The organism is Paenibacillus sp. VCA1, from assembly GCF_031583795.1.
Classification (GTDB): Bacteria; Bacillota; Bacilli; order Paenibacillales; family Paenibacillaceae; genus Paenibacillus_AQ; species Paenibacillus_AQ albilobatus.
The window spans coordinates 387,330-409,067 of record NZ_JAVLSX010000005.1 but is presented as its reverse complement, the minus strand read 5'-3'; the positions used below and the strand labels follow the sequence as shown (position 1 = coordinate 409,067).

Genomic DNA, 21,738 nt, shown 5'->3' with positions numbered 1-21,738 from the left:
GCGCCCTCCTTTGGCATAGAAATAGTTTTTTATATATAACCCTTGAATTGCATTCGAAGCAAAAGCGCAAAAAAAAGAGCGCCAGCCAGACTATAGCATCCGGCGCGCTCTTTGACAAACGTTTTTAATATTTTTTGGGAAGAAGACCATAGCTTACCCGCTCCGGAACCTCGATCAGCATCATTCTGACGGGTTCGTCCCCGGCATGCAGCGAAATTTGCTCCTCGTGTTCCGATGTCAGCAGCATGAAATCGCGTTCGTGAAACGCCTCCTCATGCGCCTCACCCTCCTGCCAGCTGCCCGCTCCCCTTACCGCGAGTGCCGCAAGCGTTTTGCCTTTGGACAGGACGTGATCGTAACGATGCCCCGGCTGAAGCTGCACGTCCCACATCCGCGCTTCCGCCGTCAGATTGATCGGCGATCCTTCGCCCAGAATCTGTTTGACGAGGCTGCCGTTTTGGGCTTGCACCGGAAATTCGTCAGCCTCATACTGCTCGTAAGCGGGCTGTTTTTTCGCCTCCAGCTTCAGATCCGGCTCGAACCAGATTTGGAAGCCTTCCATATCCGGTCCCAAAAAGCGCTCCTCGTGGCTGACGCCGCTGCCTGCTTTGATTACCTGCACTCCGCCTTCGCCGATGGTGCTGCGTGTGCCGAGGGAATCGCCATGTTCCGAGGTCCCTTGAAGCACATACGTCAGAATTTCAAAGCCGTAGTGAGGATGAGGCGGGATGTAACCTTCTTCCGGCGTCGAGGCCCATGCCCAGTAATACAACGGGCCGATGCGGTTGATCACGGAACCTTCCCCCGGAAAACCGATGGGCTTCTGCTCCGTGATGCGGCCCCCGTCAAAATGTCCCTTCCCCTGCATAACGGGCGTATACAAACGAATTCTCATGGCAATTCCCTCCTTATGGAAATGGATTGTCAGCTGTGTTTCATCAGAACAGATGATAAGCCCCTGGACCGGTCAAAGCAACGCCCGCAACGACGGCAAGCAGGATCAAGTTCAGCTCGATGCCGCCCGACGTGCTCCAAAAGCCGTTTTTTATATGCACCGTAAAGATGGCGCCAAGCATCGTCACTGCGATCATCGCTGCCCCGACCGGCGTCAGGAAACCCGCCGCAAACAGCAGTCCGCCCACAAATTCGAACAAACCGACCAAAACGGCCATCGGCAGCGCCGGTTTCACGTTGATGGAAGCGAACCATCCTGCGGTGCCTTTTATGCCGGGTCCCCCGAACCAACCGAATAATTTCTGGGCCCCGTGCCCCATAAAGATCAAACCGACGACCAAACGTATAATCAACAAACCCCAAGCAATCATGATTTTTATTCCTCCATTTTTTATTATTCTCAGTTTAATTTAACTTTATATTAAGATATATATCCAAAAAAATAATCGCTATGCTTTTGATAACCGTAACATGTTTTCACTCCTATGCGTTTAATTATCTTGATTTAAAGATACACGAAATATAAGTTTTAGTCAACCCTCATAATTCATTTCTTTTTCGCCCATAATATGCCGAAAGAGGAATGGAGTGCTTTTATGGAAAAAACGACGCCGCAAGTCTCACTTCCTTACCAAGATGAAGCGGGCCGTATAACATGGCAGGCACTGCTGCGGCATGAAACGCTGAGGATTGTCAAATCCGGCACGTTCCTTCAATTGATCTCCTGCCCGGAGCTCGCGGAAATGACGACAGAATATGCGGGTATGAACCGACACCTGCTCGAGCTGCTGAACGGCGGAGCCGAAAACTCCTGACTCTTGGCTGAAGGTTTCCTATCTTTATGGAAGCGAATAAAGCGAGGTGTTGACGCTTGAATCCCGTGATGGAAACCCTCTTGGGCATGAAAGCATTTAACGACCGCTTCATTGCGCAGGATTTGCTGCAGGATAACCGCTTGCGCATGAACATGCTGGCGGATTGCCTGAACCTTGCAGGAGACGGGAAGCTGTGCGACGAATTGCTGCTCCATTTGACTTATTCCGTTCAATTGGAAGAACGGCTGCTCAAGCTCTGCCTGGACAAAGGTTGGCTGATCGGCGACGCTTCGGAGCAGTGGAAAGAGGACATCAAATGGGCGCGCAAGGCACGGCAGATGATAAAGCCGTAAGTTAAAAAAAGCAAGGTCCCAGCCGTAAAGCGGGGGCCTTGCCTTTTAAGGTTTTATTGCGGCCGGGTGCGTCTCGTCGGTATGGCTTCGAGCGGATCATCAGGCCAATAATGCTTCGGGTATCGGCCTTTCAAATCTTTTTTCACCTCGAAATACCCATGCTTCCAAAAGCTCGCCAGATCGGAGGTGATCTGTACCGGCCGCTGCGCAGGCGATAACAGATGAAGCGTAAGCGGAATCCTGCCCATGCCGATTTTCGGCGTTTCGTGAAGCCCGAACATTTCCTGCAATTTCACGGCCAGCACCGGCTGCTTCGGATCGCTGTAATCCACGGCAATTCTCGAGCCGCTTGGAACGGTGATATGCGTAGGGACTTCTTTGTCGAGCCGGGTCTTTTTATCCCATCCGACCATCTGCTCCAGGATCGGAACAAGCTGCAGCTTCTGCAGGTCGGAGCGGTTTTTCAAGCCGTCGAGGTACGGCAGCAGCCACTCTTCCAACCGGCTTAAGAGCGCATCATCCCCCATGTCGGGCCAATCCGGGTCCGCCTCATGCATGAGCTGAAGGCGCTGGCGCAGCTGTGCGGCTTGCTTGGTCCATGGCAGGAGGCCAAGCCCTTCGGCCCGAATCCCGTCAAGCAAAGCCCGCGCGACCGCTTCCGCCGGCGGCTGACCGGCGGGAGATTCGCGAAGGACAACCGCCCCGAGGCATACTTGACGGCGGGCTTTTACCCCGCCGAGCGACGGATCCCATTCGACCGTCGTTTCCTCCACGATGTCCTCCCGATGATGCTGCTGCAGGTCTTCCAGGCTTAACGGAGCGGCAAGCAGAATCTTCCCTTCCGCGCCTTTTTTGTCGTCGACCGCAGCGACCGTCACGTAAGCTGCGCGGCTTAACGGCTGCTCCCGCGGCAGCTCCACGCCCCGTCCGGAGGTCAGCAGAAATTTGCCGCCGCCGCGGCTTTGGCCGATCCGGTCCGGATAAGCAAACGAAAGCAGCAATCCGCTTTTTTCAATATCGCCCGGGCCGCTTAATTCCGCTTCAAGCTGCTTTTGCATATAGCGGCTTTCCTGTACGATCCGTTTCAATCCGGCCTCATCCGCGTTCGGGCCGGCGAAGCCTTTCTGCTCCCACAAGCGGACCGCCTGCACCCGGCTCCGGATATCCGAGTCCGGCGGGGCGCCGGCACCGGAGCGGAAAATATCCCGCTCCTGCAAAATGGCCGCCAGCACAGCCGCGAGCCCGCTTTGTCCGAGCTTCTCCGCTTGAAGCATCATCGCGGAGAGGCGGGGATGCAAACCAATCTCCGCCATGCGTTTGCCTTTATCCGTAACGGAACCGTCCCGGCGAACCGCTCCGAGACGCTGCAGCAGCTCCCGGCCCCGTTCATAAGCGGCTTCCGGCGGCGGATCGAGCCAAGCCATGCCGCCGGGGTTTTGAACGCCCCAAGCGGCCAATTCCAGCGCAAGCGGCGTCAGGTCGGTTTGCAATATTTCCGGTGCGTTCCGCGAACGCAGATGGTTTTGCGCTTCATGGCTCCAAAGCCTGTACGCGATGCCGGGAGCCGTGCGGCCGGCGCGCCCCCTGCGCTGGTCCGCGGATGCCCGCGACACCCGGTCCGTTGCCAAATACGGCATGCCGGTCCGGGCCGAAAACAGCTGCGTACGCATATAACCGCTGTCTACGACGATGCGGACGCCGTCGATCGTCAAGCTCGTCTCGGCGATCGATGTCGCCAATATCCATTTGCGCCGCCCTTCCGGATCGGGCTGCACGGCCGCATCCTGCTCTTTTTGCGGCAGCTGGCCATACAGCGGCCGAATGACGAACCCGGCGGGAACCCCTCCGCTCTCCAGCTCGGCCTGCACCTTGCGGATTTCCCCCTTGCCCGGCAGAAAGGCAAGCACGTCGCCGGGATGGCCGGCCGAAGCCTCCCGGATGACGGCCGCCATATGCTTCTCCAGCGCCAACCCTGCGGCCGGCGGCCGGTAAACCGTTTCGACCGGGAACTGCCTCCCGGGACAGTTCACGACCGGCGCATCGCCCAGCAGAGCCGCCACGGGTTCGGCTTCAAGCGTCGCGGACATGACCAGGATGCGGAGATCTTCCCGCAGCACGGCCTTCGATTCCAAAGCGAGCGCCAGGCCTAGATCTCCCTGCAGATTCCGCTCGTGGAATTCGTCGAAAATGACCATGCCGACGTCTTCCAGACCGGCATCGCTTTGCAGCATTCGGGTCAAAATGCCTTCGGTGACGACTTCGATTTTGGTCCTGCGGCTTGTCCGGCTATCCATTCTGACGCGGTAGCCGACCGTTTCCCCCGGTTGCTCGCCAAGCATCCGGGACATGTATTCGGCCGCCGAGCGGGCGGCGAGGCGGCGCGGCTCCAGCATGACGATTTTTCGCCCGGACAGCCATGCCTCATTTAGAAACGCAAGCGGAACTTGCGTCGTCTTGCCCGCTCCAGGCTCGGCGACAAGAACGGCGGACGTGCCCGAACGCATTCGCTCCAACAGCTCCGGCAGCACCCGCCGTATCGGTAATTCGTTCATTTTTTCCCTCACCATGTCTTTCGTCATAAGTTGTTGTCTACTTCCATTATAGAGTCTCGGAGTACTGGATATCCACGCCCGATTGGATTAAAATGTACAAAGCGCGTATAAAGGAGACGATGACTTTGAGCCAGAACCCACGTCCGGTACGAGGCAGATTCGCGCCTACGCCTTCAGGCGAGCTGCACATCGGCAACGCCTGGACGGCGCTGCTTTCCTGGCTGCAAATCCGAAGCGCAAACGGGACCTTCATATTGCGGATGGAAGACATCGATACCCAGCGCTCCAGACCCCATCTCGCCAAACAAATCCTCGACGATTTATATTGGCTTGGGCTCGATTGGGACGAAGGCCCGGATGTCGGCGGCCCGTTCGGCCCGTATACGCAAAGCGAACGCACGGAGTATTACGAACACGCGCTCAGTCAGCTTGATGAAAAAGGATATTTGTACCGCTGCTTTTGCAGCCGGGCGGACCTGCTTGCGGCGGCGCGCGCTCCCCACGGCTTATCCTCGGAAGGCCCGGCTTATCCGGGCACATGCCGGAATTTAAGCAGCGAGGAAGCCGCCCGCAAAGCTTTGGAGAAAGAGCCCTCCCTGCGGTTTCGGGTCGGCCATGAACGGCTTGTTTTTCGCGACGGCATCGCCGGCATGCAAACCTTCGATGCCGCGGCGGGCGGCGATTTCATCGTCCGGCGGGCGGACCGGATGATTTCCTATCAGCTGGCCGTCGTCGTTGACGATCATATGATGCGAATCACGGACGTGCTTCGCGGAGCCGACCTGCTTGATTCCGTCCCCCGCCAGCTTTTGCTCTACAAAGCGCTGGGCATGGAAGCGCCGTCGTTCGCCCATGTTCCCTTGTTTATGGGTCCGGACGGCAAACGGCTTGCCAAACGGCTTGCCAAACGGCATGGCGGAACCAGCCTGGCGGCGCTGCGGGAAAGCCGGACGGCGCCCGAACGGGTGATCGGCTGGCTGATGTGGCTGGCGGGGCTCCTCCCGGAACCCGAGCCGCTGAGCGCCCGCGAGTGCATTCCGCTTTTCCGCTTGGACAAGCTGCCTTCCGAGCCGATCGTCATCACCGCAGATATGCTTTCCCGTTTGCAAGGAGCCTCGTAACGAGCAAAAACCTCTATTCCTTTGCCCTTTCCTAAGGCAAAAATAGAGGTTTTTCTTAATTAGCCAGGCGGACGAGCCGTCTATGAATCTTGAAAACGGTCGCGCACTTTTTGTTCATATTCCAAAAACGCGGCGCTGTCGCTTATCCCTCTTTGCTCCATAAGCATCTGGAAGCGCAGCTTTTTTTCGGTCAGCGACCTTTTCAGCTTTTCTTTTTCGCCGGCGTTTTCGCAGGCATGAATCAGGTCCCGCAGCTTCAGGAGCTCGCCCTGCAGCTGCATTTCCTCGGGAATCACTCCCGCGTTTTTCATGACTTTGTATGACATCCGAAGGTCCTCGGGAATATGCGACAAATCTTCCAGCTGCAGCGGTTTTCCTTTGCCCGCCAAATCCTTGAATTCGCCCCGCTCCATGGCTTTATGGATTCGTTCTTCGGCAAGCCAAGACATGATTCCCATGGTTGGGCCGCCTCCCTTTCGTTAAAGATACGCTCATTTTATGAAAGCATGAACTTCGAGCCGCTGTCAAATAAGAATATCGCCTGTCGGCGTACCTTCACAAAAGACAGACAGCGCTTAGCGGAAATTTCCCTTGAGATATAAGAAAGCACTCGCTTCGCAATGCTTATATCTTCATAAAAAAACCGCCTCCGCTACCGCGGAAACGGTTTCTGACCTTTATCGTAGGAGCGACTCCGCCCCGTCGATATAAACCTGGGTGCCGGTAATATGGACCGACTCGTCCGACGCCAAAAATGCCACGAGATCGGCGACGTTTTCCGGCGTTCCCGGCCCATCGGACAGCGGCTGGCTGCCCTGCGGGTATTGAACCGGTATGACGATTTCCTTCAGCTCTTCGGTTTTTTCCGTGCTTTGGTCGATGTTCGTGGAAATGGCCCCCGGGCAGATGACGTTGACGCGGATTTTGAACTTCGCCAACTCAAGCGCAGCCATCTTCGCAAAAGCGACCTGCCCCGCCTTCGAAGTGCTGTACGCCGACATCCCGAAATTGGAAAACGTCCGGTTGCCGTTGATCGAGCTGGTAATGATGATGCTGCCGCCCTGCTTTTTCAGGTGGGGAACGGCATATTTGACCGTCAGAAACGTGCCGTTCAAATTGACGCTCAGCGTGTGCTGCCAATCTTCGAATTTCATATCCTCGATCGGCGACAAAACGCCGTTGATGCCCGCGTTGGCAAACACGATGTCGACCTTTTTGAACAGCTCCGCGGTTTCCAGGACGGCTTTTTCGACCCTGGCGGGATCCGAGGTGTCCACGTCAAAAGCGCGAGCGCTGCCCGGGCGGATGGCGTTGATTTCGGCCTCGGCCTGCGCGGTGCGGTCGTCCAGCAGGTCGAACAAAGCGACGTTTGCCCCTTCCGTCGCCAATTTGATGGCGGCCGCTTTCCCGATCCCGGAACCTGCGCCGGTCACGATGGCCGTTTTGCCGGTAAAACGCAATTTGTTGATGTGCTGGTTCATGTGTGTATCTCTCCTTTTGGCTCCTGATTCTATTATGTTGCATTTGTCTCAAGATTACCCAAAAAAAGGTTCCGCCTAATCACCTTCGCAAAAACATTTATCCCCGGTCGTCCGGCTCCCGTCCAAAGCAAAAAAACCGGCCTCTCAACCGCGGTTGAATGGTCCGGCTTCATTTGCATCTTTTCTTCTCTTATCACCATTGCAGCTCCAAAAAAGCGGCATCATCCTGCAGACCGCCGGTGTGCGGCGCTTCCAGCAAAATTTGAATCTGCTCGTCGGGAAGCAGCTCGCGAATCGGATCCAAATCGTCCAATCCGTCCGTATACAGCTGGAGCCGCATCGGCATGCCGTATTCCAGCCGGGTCTGATATACATGCGGCTGGCCGCCGACCGGTCCCGTCAGCGTCGACCAGCGCTCATTCGTTTGCATCGACGCCTGGAAATGTTCGCTGATCTCCATGTTTTGCTTCCAGAAACGGACGCGCGAGTCCCCTTGCCATGCCATCCATATTCTTCCCTGTTTTCTTTTCGACGACGGCAGCTCGATGCGCCCGCAGATGTACATCGATTGGCTGCCCATCCGCTGCTTGTCCTCAAGCACCTCGCGGAGCAGCGAAGGCGTTTCGTTCGGAGGAATCAGCTGCTTTAGCTGCATCGATGCGGCTGTCGTAATTTCCCGCATGAAGCCGGCAAAACCCGCCGAAGACCATTCCCGGGTTTTCCCCAGCCATTCGAGCAGCGTATGACCGAGAAAGCGCGCCGCAAAATCTCCCCGATAGCTCATCCCGACCCCGTCGCATAACACGAAATTGCACACGTCGCCGTCGATTTCCACCCCGACAAAATCCTGGCCCTTTTCTCCCTGCACCAAACTCTCCATCGCGCGTCCGTAGGCATATCTGCAAACAAAACGACCGCGGTATGTGGACAGCCGCTGTTCGGAAGATTGGGAACTGACAAACGTAAACGCGTCTTTCGCTGCAGCCGAATTCATGATCACAGGTTTCCTCCCTCCTAAGCTCGTACCGGCGTGGCCGCCGACATTTGAAATCCGATGGACACCAGCTCCGCGCAGCTGCCGGGAAGCATCATCAGCGCACCCGGCGCAAGCTGGTAATCCGCCTCCGCCAGCATCTCCCTGTAGCTTTCGGGCAGCGGCGAAGACATGTTGCGCAGCTTCACCGCATGCTCATCCTGCAGGACGGTTTCCGGATGGATGCCTTTCCAGCGCCGCGGCTGAAGGATCGGCTGATCCAGCATATGATCGGAAATAAAAATGTTTTCGACCAGGACGTTGCCGTCGGGCACGCTCATGTTCATGATGCGCTTTGCAATCGGCTCCGGATCGTCTCCGGTCGCTACGCCGTCCGTCATATGGCAGATGAGCGGAGCCGGGCAATCCTGAATCAATGGAAGCTCCGATTGCAAAATCCGTTCGGCCTGAAGGAATGCCTTGGCGGAATCCGAAAACCGTTTCGGCGTCAAATCCGGCAAAGAACCGGCGGCGGCGATTTCATCGATTCCCTTGATGCCGTTCAGCAGGTCATATACGTCGTCACTGTAGGCCAAAATGGCGATCCGGTACCGCGGCGTCAGCCGGTTGCCTTTCGTCGACCGGAACACCATTTGCCGGATGGCCAGAGACAACGCGTCGTAAACGACATCGATGCGCCGTTTGTCGTCCATGAGCATATTCATGGAGGCGCTGATGTCGATCAGGTAAATAATGAGCGCAGGTGTGCGCTGGGAAGCCTGAATGGTGTAATTCATCTTCGATTTCAACTCCCCTTTTTGAAAATAAAATATATATCTTAGGATGTTGCATAATCCCTATCTAAATATTAGGCAGTATGTAACCCGTATTGGCCAAAAACTTATAGATCGCATTGGCGCGCGAGCTGACTTTGCCTACCGTCTTGAAATATGCGGAATCCTTTTCGTACAGGTTGATGAAACTCAAGGCGTATTGCCGCGCTTTGGACGTATTTCCGCCCTTTTGGGCATTGTACGCCTGGTTGTATGAGGCGATCAGCTGCACCACCTGATTGGAACGCCGTTTTTGCAGCTCCCTGGCTTCCTGCTGTTTTCGCGCAGCTTCTTCCTTTGCCTTCTGGATCCTCTGCTCCTCAAGCTTTTGTTTAAGAATTTTCTGCTGCTTCAAATAGGCTTCGTATTTCGCCTGTTTGTCGTACAGCTCCTGCAGCCGCTTCTTTTCGGCAGCCTTTTGCTTCTCTTCGGCAAGCTTTTTCTGGGCAAGATAGGCTTCGTATTTCGCCTGCTGCTCGTATTTTTCCTGAAGCTTTTGCTTCTCTGCTTTTTGCCGGGCCAGCGCTTTGTCTTCCTCCTGCTTCCGTTTCTCTTCTGCCTCGGCCTGCTTCCGTTTCTCCTCCGCTTCGGCCTGCTTTCGTTTTTCTTCTTCCTGCAGCTCGGCTTTTCGCGCTTCCTCCTGCTGTTTGGACAGCTTTTCCGCGGCTTCGGCTTCCCTTTTTTCGGCCTGGTCGGCCAAAATCTGGTTTACCGCAAAACCGGAACCGCCAATGAGCACCAACGCGGCGGCTCCTGCCGCCAGCCATTTGCGCGATCGGTAAAAAGGAACTTTTCCCGCCGCCTGCTCTTCAGGCTTCGGATTCAGCGTTTCTTCCAACCCGGCGATGGCCGCTTCCAGCTCGATTTGCATCGGGGACCCGGCCGGAACAAAATGATGGGCGGACCGGTACACCTCAAGCGCCCCCTTGAGATCTCCCTTCCGCTCCATTTCCCGTGCCTGGTGGAACAGACGGTCGACGACCCCGTGATCCTTGCCGGCTTGCGCCGCGCCCTTTTCCCCGACGGGCGGCAGCGGCGGCTCCTCGGGCAGTACAGCGGCAGCGGCGGCCGCGGACTCGAGGGCTCCCTGGGAACGGGCGGGCGCCCCCTCTTTTCCGCCATCCAGCTCCGGTTCCGCTTCGCCGATCGGCGGTTCCCCGTTCATGGCGGACAAAACGACAAGCCATTCCCCGAACGTCGGGCAGCTGCTGATATCCTGACTTTCCCAGGCCCGGGCGAACAATTCCGCGACTTTGTTCCCCCAGTTCCGCTCAAGCGATTTCTTCAGCACGAAATACCGCTCGCACGGGTTTTGCATTTCATGCTGGTCGAAATAACTTTCGCCCCATGCTTTTTCCACAACATGCGAATCGCACCAACCCAGCATTTCCGCCATGATGATGGCTCCCGCAAAGCGGTCCGCGTATGCGCTCCATAAGCCGCTCTGTACCGTGCGGTGCGCCGCATAACCGGGAGACCCCGACAGCAGCACGTCAGGCCGGTCCATTTTCGGACTGTACATCTGCTCCACGTCCACCAGCTCGACGACCGATTTGTTGCCCGGCATATCGACTTCTGAAAAAAACGGAAGCATCACGTTCGGCGCAGACAAGTCGCAATGCGCGAGGCCACGCTGCTCCATGCCCGAACCGATGGCGGCCAGCGCTTTGGCAAGCGCCAGGCTTTCCGTCCGCGCAAGCCGCTTTTGTTCCGCAATGACGTCAAACCACGTCACCCCATAAACCCAGGGCATCAAAACGGCATACAACAAGTCGGGATGTTCGGTTATCAGTTCTCCGTTTCTTTCGGGAGTGAGCACGTCTCGTTTGCAGACCTGCAAGCCCGGGCTTTCGCTATAAATCTCCATCGTTTCCGATTGATAAACCATGGCGGGAATCCGAAATTTCGGAAAAAACACTTTTAACGCTTTCGCCTCTTCAGGTCCGCCGTCCTGCGGTACGAGCTGGTAGACGATCCCCTGCCTGCCGGCCTGGGCGTACGCCAAACCCGGAGCGGCCGGATGCTGGCCTACCTTGTAGCTTTTGCCGTTAATCAGAATGGAATCTCCCGGATTGGGCTGAAAAGACATAGATATCCCCTCTCTTATACCAACAACAGATATAGACTGCAAAATAACCCCGGTGCCGGAGCTATCGCATGAACGCTTTTTCGGATGCTATTCGCGGGGACCCAAACATAAACATGCCTTACGTTGAAGAAAACCGGGAGTTCATGAACACCCGGTCTCTAAGGCTTATATGAAAATAGGCTCAATCCCGATCCCCATAGTTCTATTAAACCATAACTTAGCGGGATTCGTCGACCGTGCGGAATTTCTGTGCAATGGCAGTCAATTCTTGGCTGATGTTGTTCAAAATTTGAACGAATGATTGCATTTGTTTGTTGGCTTCCTGGAATTCCTGGAAAAACCGCTGTTTGGTCATACCTTCCCATTGTCCTTCCATGCCGTGGATGGCTTGGGTCAAGCCGTTAACGATCTGCTGGCTTTGCTCCCCGCCTTGCTTAAATTGGTTAGCCACCGCGTCTACCTGTTCGGGAGTAATTAAAATACGTCCTGCCATAATGATCCTCCTTCAATTTGAAGATTTTCGTAATCGACTATACTATAGTCGGCGGGCTTCATCAAAAGTCCCTGGTCCTGAGTCTTTTTACCCGCATCCTACTCCGCCGAAACTTCTTCAAGGATCTTTTGGAACCTTTTTTCTTCATCATTGGAAAATCCGGTAAACTCAATTTTGTCGATATCCTCATGATTGAACAAAAAAGTATAATTCGGGTCGATATATCCTTCCGGATACACGACGCCGAGATAGTCATACAGCGTATTGCTTTCCATCTGAATCTGCTTGCGTCCGTAGATCATCAGTTTCTTTTGGGCACCTTTGAGCAGAACGATCGACCCGAGCGGAAGCAATAATTTCGCGTGTTCCCGTTCCTCCATCGTTTGTTCAACCTTCCTCTCTGTTGACAATATGTACGCTATCGTCTTTTTTTGAGCAGCCAATACTTATGAAGATTGCCGGCAAGCATCATGTATGCGAGGGCGAACAAAAACAGCAGCGCGATGATCAGCATCACTTTCATGCTGTAGCCCCCGAACGTTTTGATCAGCACGCATGAAAGAAGCACTCCCAAGCCGGAGCAGGCGAGGATGATCCCCTGGGCTTTTTTTGCCCCGCGCGTCTCGGTTTCCTGATTGTCCGATGCTTCCCGGCTGTAACGTCCGCCGTACAGTAATTTGATATGTATCCCGTAAAGTGTCGCAAATACGAGTATGTACCCGGCTGCGGAGACGATCAGAAACCATGGCGACGATATGCCCAGCGTGGCATACGCAAGTTTGTTCGCCGCTGCGGCAAAAGCAGCCGATCCCAAAATGCCGACGGCCCCCAATACAAAAAGATGAAACTCCTGCATCCGTCCCGGAGAAACGACAACGGCCAATCCCAGCATATCCATCATAACAAGCGGAACCAGCAGCAGCCAAGCCCAAACCGGCTCGTACGGGTCCGCAAAGGCCAAGATCAGCAGCAGCACGTTGGGAAGAAGGAGCAGACTGATCGTCTGGGATCTAATGATCCGCAGCGGATACACTCCCGCATAATCGTCTATGAATGATTGCTTTTGCCCAGGTGTGTTGTCGTTCACCGTTCCCCCTCCTTTGTCCGGCCGGGCTTTGCGAAAACGGTTTTGATGGAACGCCGCATGGATTTACCCGAACCATTTCCCCAGCTTGCCCAATTTGTTTTTTACTTGATCCGCCATCTGGCTTGCGCCATGGGACAAAGCCTTGACCGAATCCGATACCGTGTGGAAGGTTTCTTCGGCCGCATGCCCAATGCCTTTCGTCGCCCACTTCACCCCTTCGACCGTCCCGTCAATCGCCGTGTCTACCGCGTCCACCGCATAGGTTTTCAGCGATTTTCCGTTAATTTCGATGTCGGTGACCGCTGAAATGACGACGCCCGATGCGAGTCCCACGACCGCTCCGACGGCCGTTCCCGCTACGGGTACGGCCGAACCGACCGCCGCTCCGATCGCCGCGCTGCTTGCCAAGGTGCCGAGCCCCAAGCCGCCGTTAACCATGACGCTCGCAGCCGCCCGGCTCGCGCCGCCGCGTTTGTAATCCTGAAAGCCGGACACGCCGGTATCGAACAGCAATCCGGCATACCCCAGCTTGCCGCCGAAACCTTTGATCGAAAGGGCCTCTTTCGCGGCGATTTTGGGATCGACGAACTTCCATACCTGCGGGTTTTTCGCCGCATTGTTCAGCGTATACCGCGTTCCCCGAATGCCTTCGTTAAGCGCAAAAGGAGAACGGGCTCCTTTGATCGTGGCAACCGAACCGTTGTTTCTCATATTGACGTTAAAGCCGCTTTTCACCATCGTGCCTACCATCAGCGCCCCGTATCCGAGCGAAGCCCAGCCTGCCGGCGTCGGTCCTTGATACCCCCAGCCGACGTCGATGCCGCTCTCATCGCCGTTTTGGGCCTGCACGGCCATCACCGCCGATGACGGGTTGGAGATCGGAATGGCGCGTCCGCCGTATCCCGGCAGGATGGATCCGTCCCCCTGCACGGCTGCCGCGCGGAACATCGCCACCGGAGAGTTGTAAAATGCGGAGCCTGCCATAATGGAATGATGCTGCTCGTCCGCCGCCTGGAATTGGCCCGCTTTTTTTTGGACGGTTCGCCCCATTTCGCTCAGCATGGATGAAATCTGTTCTCCCTGCTGATTCGCAGCCTGCCATTGATTCAAGAGAGACTCCCGGATCGAAGTTTCCCAAATCAACGATCCCAAAGCCTGATTCAATAATGCCGTTAATTGGCGGATTTGCTCGCCGCTTTGCTCCAGCTGCCGACTTAATGCCCGGAGTGCTTCCGGTTCAACAGAAATACGCACGGACCATCACCTTCCATCTGATTCTGCAGACTGCTTCAACCAGAGAAGCAGCATCTCTTGAAATTGTTGTTTGCTGGCAGGACTGGCGGTAAGCCAATCTTGATCCCCGCTTAAGCTCATGCGGACAAGCCAGTTCATCGTATCGTTCACCACGAAAGCGGCGCTTTGCGTCTCCCAACGGCTTCCCGTCCATGTGGAAAAATGAAGCTCTCCCTCTCCCGTCCGGAATTTCAAGCAGCGGGCCAGGGCAATCGCCCCTTCCGCGTCGCTCGTGGCCGCCGCAAGTTCGTCTCCCAGTTCGTCCACCGTGAGGGCCGAAACGCGGCTGTATATTTCCCCGAATTTCTTTTTGGACAGAAGCAGCGCCGGCGTTTCCCCGGGTGCATAATCCTTCAAATCCATTTTCTCCACCAACTGGCCGCAGGCAGCCTCCACATCCCCGAGCTCATCAAGCTCATACAGGTTGCCGGTATCGGATTTTTGCACCTGCACGACCTTTTCGTTCGTTGCGTGCAAATACCCTTCAAAGGACTCCTCCTGCCGTTTGTATCTCAGCCAGCATGAACGCTCCGCCAAACTTGCGATCGCCACGCGCGAGAATACTTTCGGCGGCATGGCCAGCATGGCGCCGTCATCTTCCTCGATCAGGTAGCCTTTTTCCAGAAGCGAACGTTTGACCTCATCCCATTCATCGGCGATCTCCTGCGCCAAATATCCCTGGAACGGGTCCTCCACGCCCAGCAGGCGGTCGGAGCCCAGAATTCCGGCAAGGAAAAAGAACTCTCTATTATCAAGCGTAATCGTATCCTGTTTGGAAGCATGAATCGTCAACATTATGAGCCACCTCCCCTCAAACAACAACATGCCATCGGTCGCGAATTTTCTGAGCCCATCGGCTGGCTTCCCACTGGTCATCGAACGGAATCGCAGCCTTCACCCTCGTAAATTTCCGTTTAATGTAGTACCCCTGTCCCGGAGGCAATATTTTCAAGCCGCCAGGGGCATTACTCGATTCCGAAAATGGTATTCGGAAGAACGACAAATCATTAGGGTCTAAAGTCCCGAACAAAAATCCGCTTTGGCAGGATTTTACGTCGTTGAACCAATCCGCCCCAAACGTAGGGAAATCGGCCGGGACGCCCGAAAGCAATACGTGCACATTCCGGTCGCGTCCAAGACGTACAATGGCTCCCAGCTGATCTTTTATCGTAAAGTCGTTTAATTGTTTCGCCAAAATGTCCGCGTCGTCGATCGCCAGCAGGATCGCGGGACCTTCTTCTCCGCCGCTGCGGCGCTGCACCTGCTCGAATACTTGCCCGATCAGCGACGAAAGCTCTTCCTCCCTGGATGCGCATCCCTGCACATGCGGCAGTGCGCCGATTTGGGAAAGCCCTCTGCTGCCGTACCTGGCATCGACCGTATAGATCTGCAGCTGTTCCGGTGAATAATGGTACGCAAGCGACAGCATCCATGTCAACATGAAGGCCGTTTTTCCGCCCTCCATCGGGCTGGCGACGATGAAATGGGGCCCTTCCTGCAGATCCGCCTCGAAAGGCTCCAAATCATCGGTCAGCAAACCGACGGGCACCTTAAACGAGGCATTCGCAGCATGCCCGGGCTTGTAACTTGCAGCGTGCGGCATCAGCTCATGCAGCAGGATCCGCTCCGGCAGCTTTTCGATTTTCCGGACGTCCGCGTGCGGATACCGGTCGGCGATGCTTTGGATCTGCCGGCGCAGGACGGCCGAACGCCCGGCTTCGTCGTCGCCGCGTGCCGGCAGCGCGGTCTGGAACTCGAGCGGCGGGGTATTCCCCTTCGCAAGCCCTCTGCCCGGCGGCATGGAGCCCGGATTTCTCGCCGGCCTGCCGACGGCATAATAATAATCGGACGCATCCGCGAGCTCGAAAGTGACCGCGTTTGCTATATTGCTCCGCACCTTTTCGAAAATGTCCGAAATGCGGTTCGAAGTCATTAGAAACGTGATGCCGAGATTTCCGCCTTCCCGCAAAATGAACTCCAGCATCTCGTTTTCATCCGGGTAGGAATTCCGGAAATTTAAATAGCCGTCGATGACGACGATCACCTGCGGAAGGGACGGGTTCTGCGAGCGGCGGTAAGCGGCAGCCGTTTTTACGCCGGCTTCGGCGAACAGCTCCTTGCGTTCGGACACCGTTTTGACCAGGAAGCGGAACAGCCGCTTGATCCGGTCGTCCTCTTCGGCCATCATGACGCCTCCGATTTGCGGCAGCTTGCCGAAGTCCCGCAACATTCGTCCCATGTCCACGATATAACCGTGCCATAAGTCAGGCGAATAGTTTTGGGCAAGGGACATCAGCAGCGTCTGCACGAACGTCGTTTTGCCCAGGCCCGGCATGCCGTATACCGCCCAATGCCCCTGCTGCATCGGAATATGCAGCGGGCGCTGGTTTTGATTCGGCAGATCGTCGATCATGCCGACGACCCCTTCCAGTTCATCGCCTGCGGGCGGTTCCGCCATCGCCGCCAGTTCCTCGAGTTCGAGCCTTTCGGGAAGCGGCGGAAGCCAAGGCCCCTGAAGGCGCTCGATCCCTTCATCCCTTGCCGTTTCGGCCAGCTTGTCGATAAATACTTGCAGCTGCTTCGGAGGCTGCTCCATTTGCAAATTCGCCGCAGACATGCTCGTCGTCAGCAGGTTCTCGCGTTTTCCGTTAAGGGCGATTTCGGTCGGGACTGTGCGTCCCGGCGAATCGGTTTGCTCCACGTACGGCGCGCCGCTCCAGGCGAACTGCATCTCCTCGAACACCTCGTCGCTGCCTACCTGGAAATAACCTCTGCCGGGTTTATTGATCCAGGCGGCGTTCGGGATTTTGAGCATGTCGCGGCTGTCGCCTTCGTCCTGCACGCGCAGGCAGATCCGGAATCGCGCGTTGCTCCATATTTTATCGTCAACGACGCCTGCCGGTTTTTGCGTCGCAAGAATCAAATGGACGCCGAGCGTTCGGCCGATGGCCGCGATGCTGATCAGTTCGTCCATAAATTCCGGCTGATCCTTTTTCAGCTGGGCGAATTCGTCGATGATGATCACCAAATGCGGGAGCGGCTTGCCGCCCTCATGTTTGAGCAGCTTGTAATATTCGTCGATATGCTGCAGGTTCCCGGCGTCGTTTAATATCTTTTGCCGTCTGACAAGCTCCGCTTTCAGCGAAACCTTCGCTCTTTCCATTAAACTGCTGCTCAGGTTGGTGATCGTTCCAACGACATGGGGCAAATCGATAAACGTGTTGGACATGCCCCCGCCCTTGTAGTCGATCAGCATAAAGGCCAGGTCATGCGGATGGAACTCCGCGGCAAGCGAAGCGACGATCGACTGGATGACCTCGCTTTTGCCCGAACCCGTCGTTCCGGCGATCAGGCCGTGGGGTCCATGGCCCTGCCGTTCTATTTTATCATGAATATTCAAATTGATCTTTTTGCCGCCTGCACGAACGCCAAACGGGACGGGCAGGCTTTCCGGATAACGGTTGTTTCTCCAGCGCTGCTTCACGTCCAGCTCGGCCGCTTTCTTGATGCCCAGCATTTCAAATAACGTCAGCACGTCCGGGATGTCCGACGCAAGCGAGCGTTTAAGCCGGATCGGAGCCATGTAACGCGCTAAAGCATCCGCCCTTTCCAGCGTAAAAACGTCAGGGGCGAAGCTTACCTGATCAAACGCCCCGTCCTCGCGTTTCAACGAATATTGGCCTTCACGGCCGCCGACGTCCACGATCAGATGGCACTGCATCGGCAGCGCTTCTTTGCGGTCGGACAAAATGATGGTGCAGGCATCGATTTCGCCGGCATCCTCCAAAAGCAGCGGCAGCAGCGGCTCCTCTTCGATCAGCTGCCCGCTGGACAGCAAAACGACCTGAACCGGAAGCTGAGCGGTCTTTTTTTTCTGCTCATGCCGGGAGGTTTTGCGCCGGCCGAGCCGTTGAAACAGCTCATCGGCAAGCTGATGGGCGGTACTTCGCCGGTCCGACATGTACCGGTGGCTCCGGCTTTCGTCCCAGGTATGGGGCAGCCATCTCATCCAGTCCCAATCTTCGGCGTCTTTTTCCTCGTAAAACGCGGCCAGCTTCACCTCATCCGGGGAATGACGCACCGTCATTTGCGCAACGATTACCCGCAGCGCGTTCATGACCGCTTCCCGTTCGCCGACGATGCCGATGACTTTCGCCTGAAAGAGCGGCAGCGCGATCGGGGCGTCCGGCACCGTTTCAAATTCGCCGGCGAGTTCCTGCGCCGCTTCGATCAGCGGATCCTTGACGTACCCCTCGGCACGCGGCGCTTTGATGTTTATATAAAACGGAACGCTTCCGGTTCCAATCCGCGTATGCAAAAAGTCATCGTCGCCGAAGGAACGCTCCCAAAGCACGCTGCTCCGGTTTTTTACAATGTGAAAACAGACATCCGGATCCCCATGCACTTCAAAAAGCACATCCACCTGCTCCTTATGTCCTGCGGCCAGTTCTTCTTTATGTTTATCAAGCTCGGCATGATACAGCCGGACCCGCTCCTTTAGCTGCTCCTTATACTTTTTCTTATTGCCCAGGTAGACGAAAAACGGGATCGTGTAAGACGTCAGCATCATCGTCACCGAGACCATTTGGAACATCATATAATTGCTGCTGCCCATTTTTCCGGTCATGCTCATGTATATATAAAACCCGATGCTGAAGACGGTCATGACGGCGGGCAGCAGAATCGAGATGAGCGAAAACGAAGGTTTGCTCGGTTCGTTCTGCGGCCTCGGAATCTCGATCGTCTCCTCCTTCAGCGTCGGTTTGATTCGCGGCGAGCGTTGATACAACACATTCACGATGCGTCAGCTCCTCCTCTGCTTTCCAAAGCATGTCTATGTATTTTGATGTTTGCGGATTTCAACCCTTAATCCTCCATTACCCCGATCGAATCATGTTGAAACAGGCTTCTTTTCCCGAATACCGGAGCCTCTTCATCGGTCGTGGAAAATGCGCGCTGCAGGCGGATGCAGCATCCTTCCCTCAGCCCTGCGCCGGCAACGTCTTGCGCGTCGCGGATCGTAAACCACAGCCCGTCGGGAAATTTTCCTTCCAATATATATTGCTGTCCTATACGGGGCGGTTCGCCGTATACCCGCATGCCCAGCATTTCCTTCAATTGAATGACGGGATAGTCGTCCGGAACGTCGATATCGAACCAGTCCCGGTCCTGACGGCTTTTCATGACGGTTAGAATCATTATTTTACACCTCTTATTCCCTACAAATCTATGATTCGCAAGAAGCAATAACTTCTATGATAATGTATCACTCGCGCAAAAACATGTCAATTTGTGACAAATTAACTATTTTAAATCATTGAGTTCCGGAATTATATAGGTTGAAGGGATTATTTTCGTGATTCCGAGGTTTCGTTATAATGAAAATCATGTCTCTGCATGCCGGCTTGGATCCATTATCTCATACTTTTCCCGTTCTATAAATCTTTGAAAAATGTTTGAAAATGAAATGCAATTTAAGTATTTATAAGCTTTCTTTAAGGTTTTTTTAATAATCGGGGTTTACAATGCAATTGTGGAATAACACGAATGAGGTGATTTTCTATGAGAATGTTAATCAGTTTTCAAAACAAACTTATCCCTGTATATTTTACCACTGAAAACAAACAATCCGTTCAAAAAGTACTTAAGCTGCTCAGCGGCACCTTGGAAAATAAAATTCAAAACGGCAAAAGAGCGCTCAAAAAATGCTTGAACTCCTTGATCAGCATCGAAATCGAAGGCTCTGAAGCGATTCTTCACAGCAAAAGCGAAAACGACACGCTCGCATTGTCCCTCTATTAAGAGGGGCTCTTTTTTTGCGCAAAAAAAGAACCCCGGCAAAAAACTTTTTGCAAAGGGTCTCGGCGTATATCGGACGAGCCTGCACGGCATGCCCGCTTTTATCGGCGCAGCACATGCTCCGCCTCCTGGACAAGCAGCATCATCATCACGTGGGCGAAAAGGGAAGCGACCATCAGGACGATCGCCAAAAGGACGGCCAGCGGCGGAACGAGCGGGGCGATCAGCAGCACGATAAAGGTGGCGGCTACGACGCCGAAGTACCAGCCCCAGCGCTGCACGGCCTTGTTCTGGAACGCACGGTGCCCCCTTCGTCCGGCCCATTCGCTGATGCCGTAGCAGGTGTGGAATACCATGTACAGCTTCAGAACGACCAGGACGGCATTAAACAGGAAGATAAACAGCCATGAACGGGGCGGCGACAACGAAAGGAGCAACGTGACCACGGACAGGATCAGGAGGACGACGGACACGTTTTTGGCGCTCCGAAAATGACCCGACCTGTGTTCCAGCTTGACGAAACCGAGAAAGAAGAGCAAATACCCGATCACGTCCGGCAAAATGTCGAAATCGTTGATGCGGATATCAATCAGAAACAAAAATCCCCAAAACAAGTGCAAAAAGCCCACACTCTCCACCCCCCTGCAGCTTCCTTCATCTTTTATATATGGATCGGGCAAGCCTGATTATTACCGGTTCACAGCCCCTTTCGCGCAAAAAAATGCCGCGCTGCAGGACCTATCGTCATTCGTCCGTTAAACGGTGGTTCCAGTAGGAAGATTTTCGGCGTACCGGCTCCTTCGCGGAGCGGTCCATCCGGTTCAATTTGCGCTGGCCGCGCGCTTCCTTTTTCATCTGAAATTCGAGCTCGCGCTGGGTTTTCCGGTAATTTTGCAGCCGTTTGGCATCGATGTCCCCGGCTTCCACCGCCGCGCGCACCGCACAGCCCGCTTCCCGCTCATGGCTGCAATCGGCAAACCGGCACTCCTTGCCGATCGATTCGATGTCGGCGAACGCCTGCTCGAAACCTCCGCCGTTATCGTCGTACAGCTGCAGCTCCCGCATTCCTGGCGTATCTACCATTAAACCGCCCTGCGGCAAAAGAAACAGCTGCCGGTGCGTCGTCGTATGCCGTCCCCGGCTGTCGTCCTCGCGGATTCCTTGCGTCCGTTGGGCGCTTGTTTCGGCCAGCCAGTTGACGATCGTCGACTTGCCGCAGCCGGAGGAACCCGTGAGCGCAACCGTCACCCCTTCTTTCAAATAGCCGGTGACCGCTTCTTTCCCCCTGTTTTCAAGGGCGCTGACGACATGCACCGGCACGCCCGGCGCGATCAGTTCCATTTCCGCGGCCTTGATGTCCGCATCATCGCATAAGTCTGCCTTACTCAGCAAAATGACCGGATTTACCCCGCTGTTCCAGGCCATAATGAGATACCGCTCCATTCTTCGCGGATTGTAATCGTCATTCAGCGAGGTCACGAGAAAAAGGATGTCGACGTTGGCGGCGATCAACTGTTCCTGCGCCGATTTGGCCCCGGCCTTTTGCCGCGAAATGTTCGTTTTACGGTCAAGAACGCCGAGGATCACTCCCCGCTCTTCCCCCTCGAGCATTTGAAGCTCCACCCAGTCGCCGACGGCCGGAACCGGCCCACCGTGCTGAAGCTCGTGTTTCATTTTTCCGGACATTTCGCCCCATATTTCGCCTTCTTCCGTGTACACCTTGTACATTTGTCCGAAGTCGGCCGTGATCCGGCCCGGCTGATGGATTCCCCGGTCTTCTTTGCTCCATTCCATGTTCCAATATGCACTCCAACCGTATTGCGTTAATTTGGTCAAATCAAATCCCCCTAAAATGGTTTGTCGTTTGGGCCTTGGCTCATTCCGAGCCCGGACCT

General features: G+C 55.2%; 21 protein-coding genes. 4 read left to right on the top strand and 17 right to left on the bottom strand.

Annotation, left to right across the window (positions count from 1 at the left end; all coding sequences use genetic code 11):
- Positions 1-124: 124 nt before the first annotated feature.
- Positions 125-895, bottom strand: a complete 771-nt coding sequence (locus tag RJP21_RS13775; RefSeq protein ID WP_310859745.1) for a pirin family protein — start codon at positions 893-895, stop codon at positions 125-127.
- A 43-nt stretch (positions 896-938) separates the two neighbouring features.
- Positions 939-1,325, bottom strand: a complete 387-nt coding sequence (locus tag RJP21_RS13770; protein WP_201452086.1) for a DoxX family protein — start codon at positions 1,323-1,325, stop codon at positions 939-941.
- Between the two features lie 225 nt (positions 1,326-1,550).
- Here RJP21_RS13770 and RJP21_RS13765 point away from each other — a divergent pair, with 225 nt between their 5' ends.
- Together RJP21_RS13765 and RJP21_RS13760 are read left to right on the top strand one after the other, a co-directional pair.
- A complete protein-coding gene (locus RJP21_RS13765) occupies positions 1,551-1,769 on the top strand; it encodes a hypothetical protein (protein ID WP_160037496.1) in 219 nt (72 codons plus the stop codon).
- An 86-nt stretch (positions 1,770-1,855) separates the two neighbouring features.
- Positions 1,856-2,122 (top strand): hypothetical protein, encoded by a 267-nt coding sequence (locus tag RJP21_RS13760; RefSeq protein ID WP_310859744.1) that lies wholly within the window; start codon positions 1,856-1,858, stop codon positions 2,120-2,122.
- A gap of 53 nt (positions 2,123-2,175) precedes the next feature.
- Here RJP21_RS13760 and hrpB read toward each other — a convergent pair whose 3' ends face one another.
- On the bottom strand, positions 2,176-4,674 hold the full coding sequence (hrpB, locus tag RJP21_RS13755) for an ATP-dependent helicase HrpB (RefSeq protein WP_310859743.1): 2,499 nt from the start codon (positions 4,672-4,674) through the stop codon (positions 2,176-2,178).
- 125 nt (positions 4,675-4,799) lie between these two features.
- On the opposite strand from hrpB, the gene gluQRS reads away from it, so the two are divergent.
- Entirely contained in the window at positions 4,800-5,795 is a 996-nt protein-coding gene (gene gluQRS, locus RJP21_RS13750; protein WP_310859742.1) for a tRNA glutamyl-Q(34) synthetase GluQRS, read from the top strand.
- Between the two features lie 80 nt (positions 5,796-5,875).
- Here gluQRS and RJP21_RS13745 read toward each other — a convergent pair whose 3' ends face one another.
- From RJP21_RS13745 to RJP21_RS13690, 12 genes are all read right to left on the bottom strand, one after another.
- Positions 5,876-6,253, bottom strand: a complete 378-nt coding sequence (locus tag RJP21_RS13745; protein WP_160037492.1) for a DnaJ family domain-containing protein — start codon at positions 6,251-6,253, stop codon at positions 5,876-5,878.
- Between the two features lie 219 nt (positions 6,254-6,472).
- On the bottom strand, positions 6,473-7,276 hold the full coding sequence (locus RJP21_RS13740) for an SDR family oxidoreductase (protein ID WP_160037491.1): 804 nt from the start codon (positions 7,274-7,276) through the stop codon (positions 6,473-6,475).
- 193 nt (positions 7,277-7,469) lie between these two features.
- Positions 7,470-8,270, bottom strand: coding sequence for a protein phosphatase 2C domain-containing protein (locus RJP21_RS13735; RefSeq protein ID WP_310859897.1), 801 nt, complete (start codon positions 8,268-8,270; stop codon positions 7,470-7,472).
- 20 nt (positions 8,271-8,290) lie between these two features.
- Complete coding sequence (locus RJP21_RS13730) at positions 8,291-9,046, bottom strand: vWA domain-containing protein (protein WP_160037490.1); 756 nt, start codon at positions 9,044-9,046, stop codon at positions 8,291-8,293.
- Between the two features lie 64 nt (positions 9,047-9,110).
- Complete coding sequence (locus RJP21_RS13725) at positions 9,111-11,171, bottom strand: cell envelope integrity TolA family protein (RefSeq protein ID WP_310859741.1); 2,061 nt, start codon at positions 11,169-11,171, stop codon at positions 9,111-9,113.
- Between the two features lie 217 nt (positions 11,172-11,388).
- Positions 11,389-11,664: a WXG100 family type VII secretion target gene (locus RJP21_RS13720; protein ID WP_160037488.1), complete on the bottom strand. Its 276-nt coding sequence runs from the start codon at positions 11,662-11,664 to the stop codon at positions 11,389-11,391.
- Between the two features lie 98 nt (positions 11,665-11,762).
- The gene (locus tag RJP21_RS13715) at positions 11,763-12,044 is read right to left on the bottom strand and encodes a DUF4176 domain-containing protein (RefSeq protein WP_310859740.1); all 282 of its coding nucleotides are present in this window, start codon (positions 12,042-12,044) and stop codon (positions 11,763-11,765) included.
- 38 nt (positions 12,045-12,082) lie between these two features.
- Entirely contained in the window at positions 12,083-12,751 is a 669-nt protein-coding gene (locus RJP21_RS13710) for a hypothetical protein (RefSeq protein ID WP_310859739.1), read from the bottom strand.
- 63 nt (positions 12,752-12,814) lie between these two features.
- Positions 12,815-14,005 (bottom strand): WXG100 family type VII secretion target, encoded by a 1,191-nt coding sequence (locus RJP21_RS13705; RefSeq protein WP_310859738.1) that lies wholly within the window; start codon positions 14,003-14,005, stop codon positions 12,815-12,817.
- 6 nt (positions 14,006-14,011) lie between these two features.
- Positions 14,012-14,839, bottom strand: a complete 828-nt coding sequence (locus RJP21_RS13700; protein WP_310859737.1) for a hypothetical protein — start codon at positions 14,837-14,839, stop codon at positions 14,012-14,014.
- A gap of 16 nt (positions 14,840-14,855) precedes the next feature.
- Complete coding sequence (gene essC, locus RJP21_RS13695) at positions 14,856-18,842, bottom strand: type VII secretion protein EssC (protein WP_310859736.1); 3,987 nt, start codon at positions 18,840-18,842, stop codon at positions 14,856-14,858.
- 68 nt (positions 18,843-18,910) lie between these two features.
- Positions 18,911-19,243, bottom strand: a complete 333-nt coding sequence (locus RJP21_RS13690) for a hypothetical protein (RefSeq protein ID WP_310859735.1) — start codon at positions 19,241-19,243, stop codon at positions 18,911-18,913.
- A gap of 363 nt (positions 19,244-19,606) precedes the next feature.
- Here RJP21_RS13690 and RJP21_RS13685 point away from each other — a divergent pair, with 363 nt between their 5' ends.
- Complete coding sequence (locus tag RJP21_RS13685) at positions 19,607-19,846, top strand: hypothetical protein (protein WP_310859734.1); 240 nt, start codon at positions 19,607-19,609, stop codon at positions 19,844-19,846.
- 98 nt (positions 19,847-19,944) lie between these two features.
- On the opposite strand, the gene RJP21_RS13680 is transcribed toward RJP21_RS13685, so the two are convergent.
- Positions 19,945-20,472, bottom strand: coding sequence for a hypothetical protein (locus tag RJP21_RS13680; protein WP_310859733.1), 528 nt, complete (start codon positions 20,470-20,472; stop codon positions 19,945-19,947).
- Between the two features lie 115 nt (positions 20,473-20,587).
- Complete coding sequence (gene rsgA / locus RJP21_RS13675) at positions 20,588-21,679, bottom strand: ribosome small subunit-dependent GTPase A (RefSeq protein WP_310859732.1); 1,092 nt, start codon at positions 21,677-21,679, stop codon at positions 20,588-20,590.
- Positions 21,680-21,738: the final 59 nt, after the last annotated feature.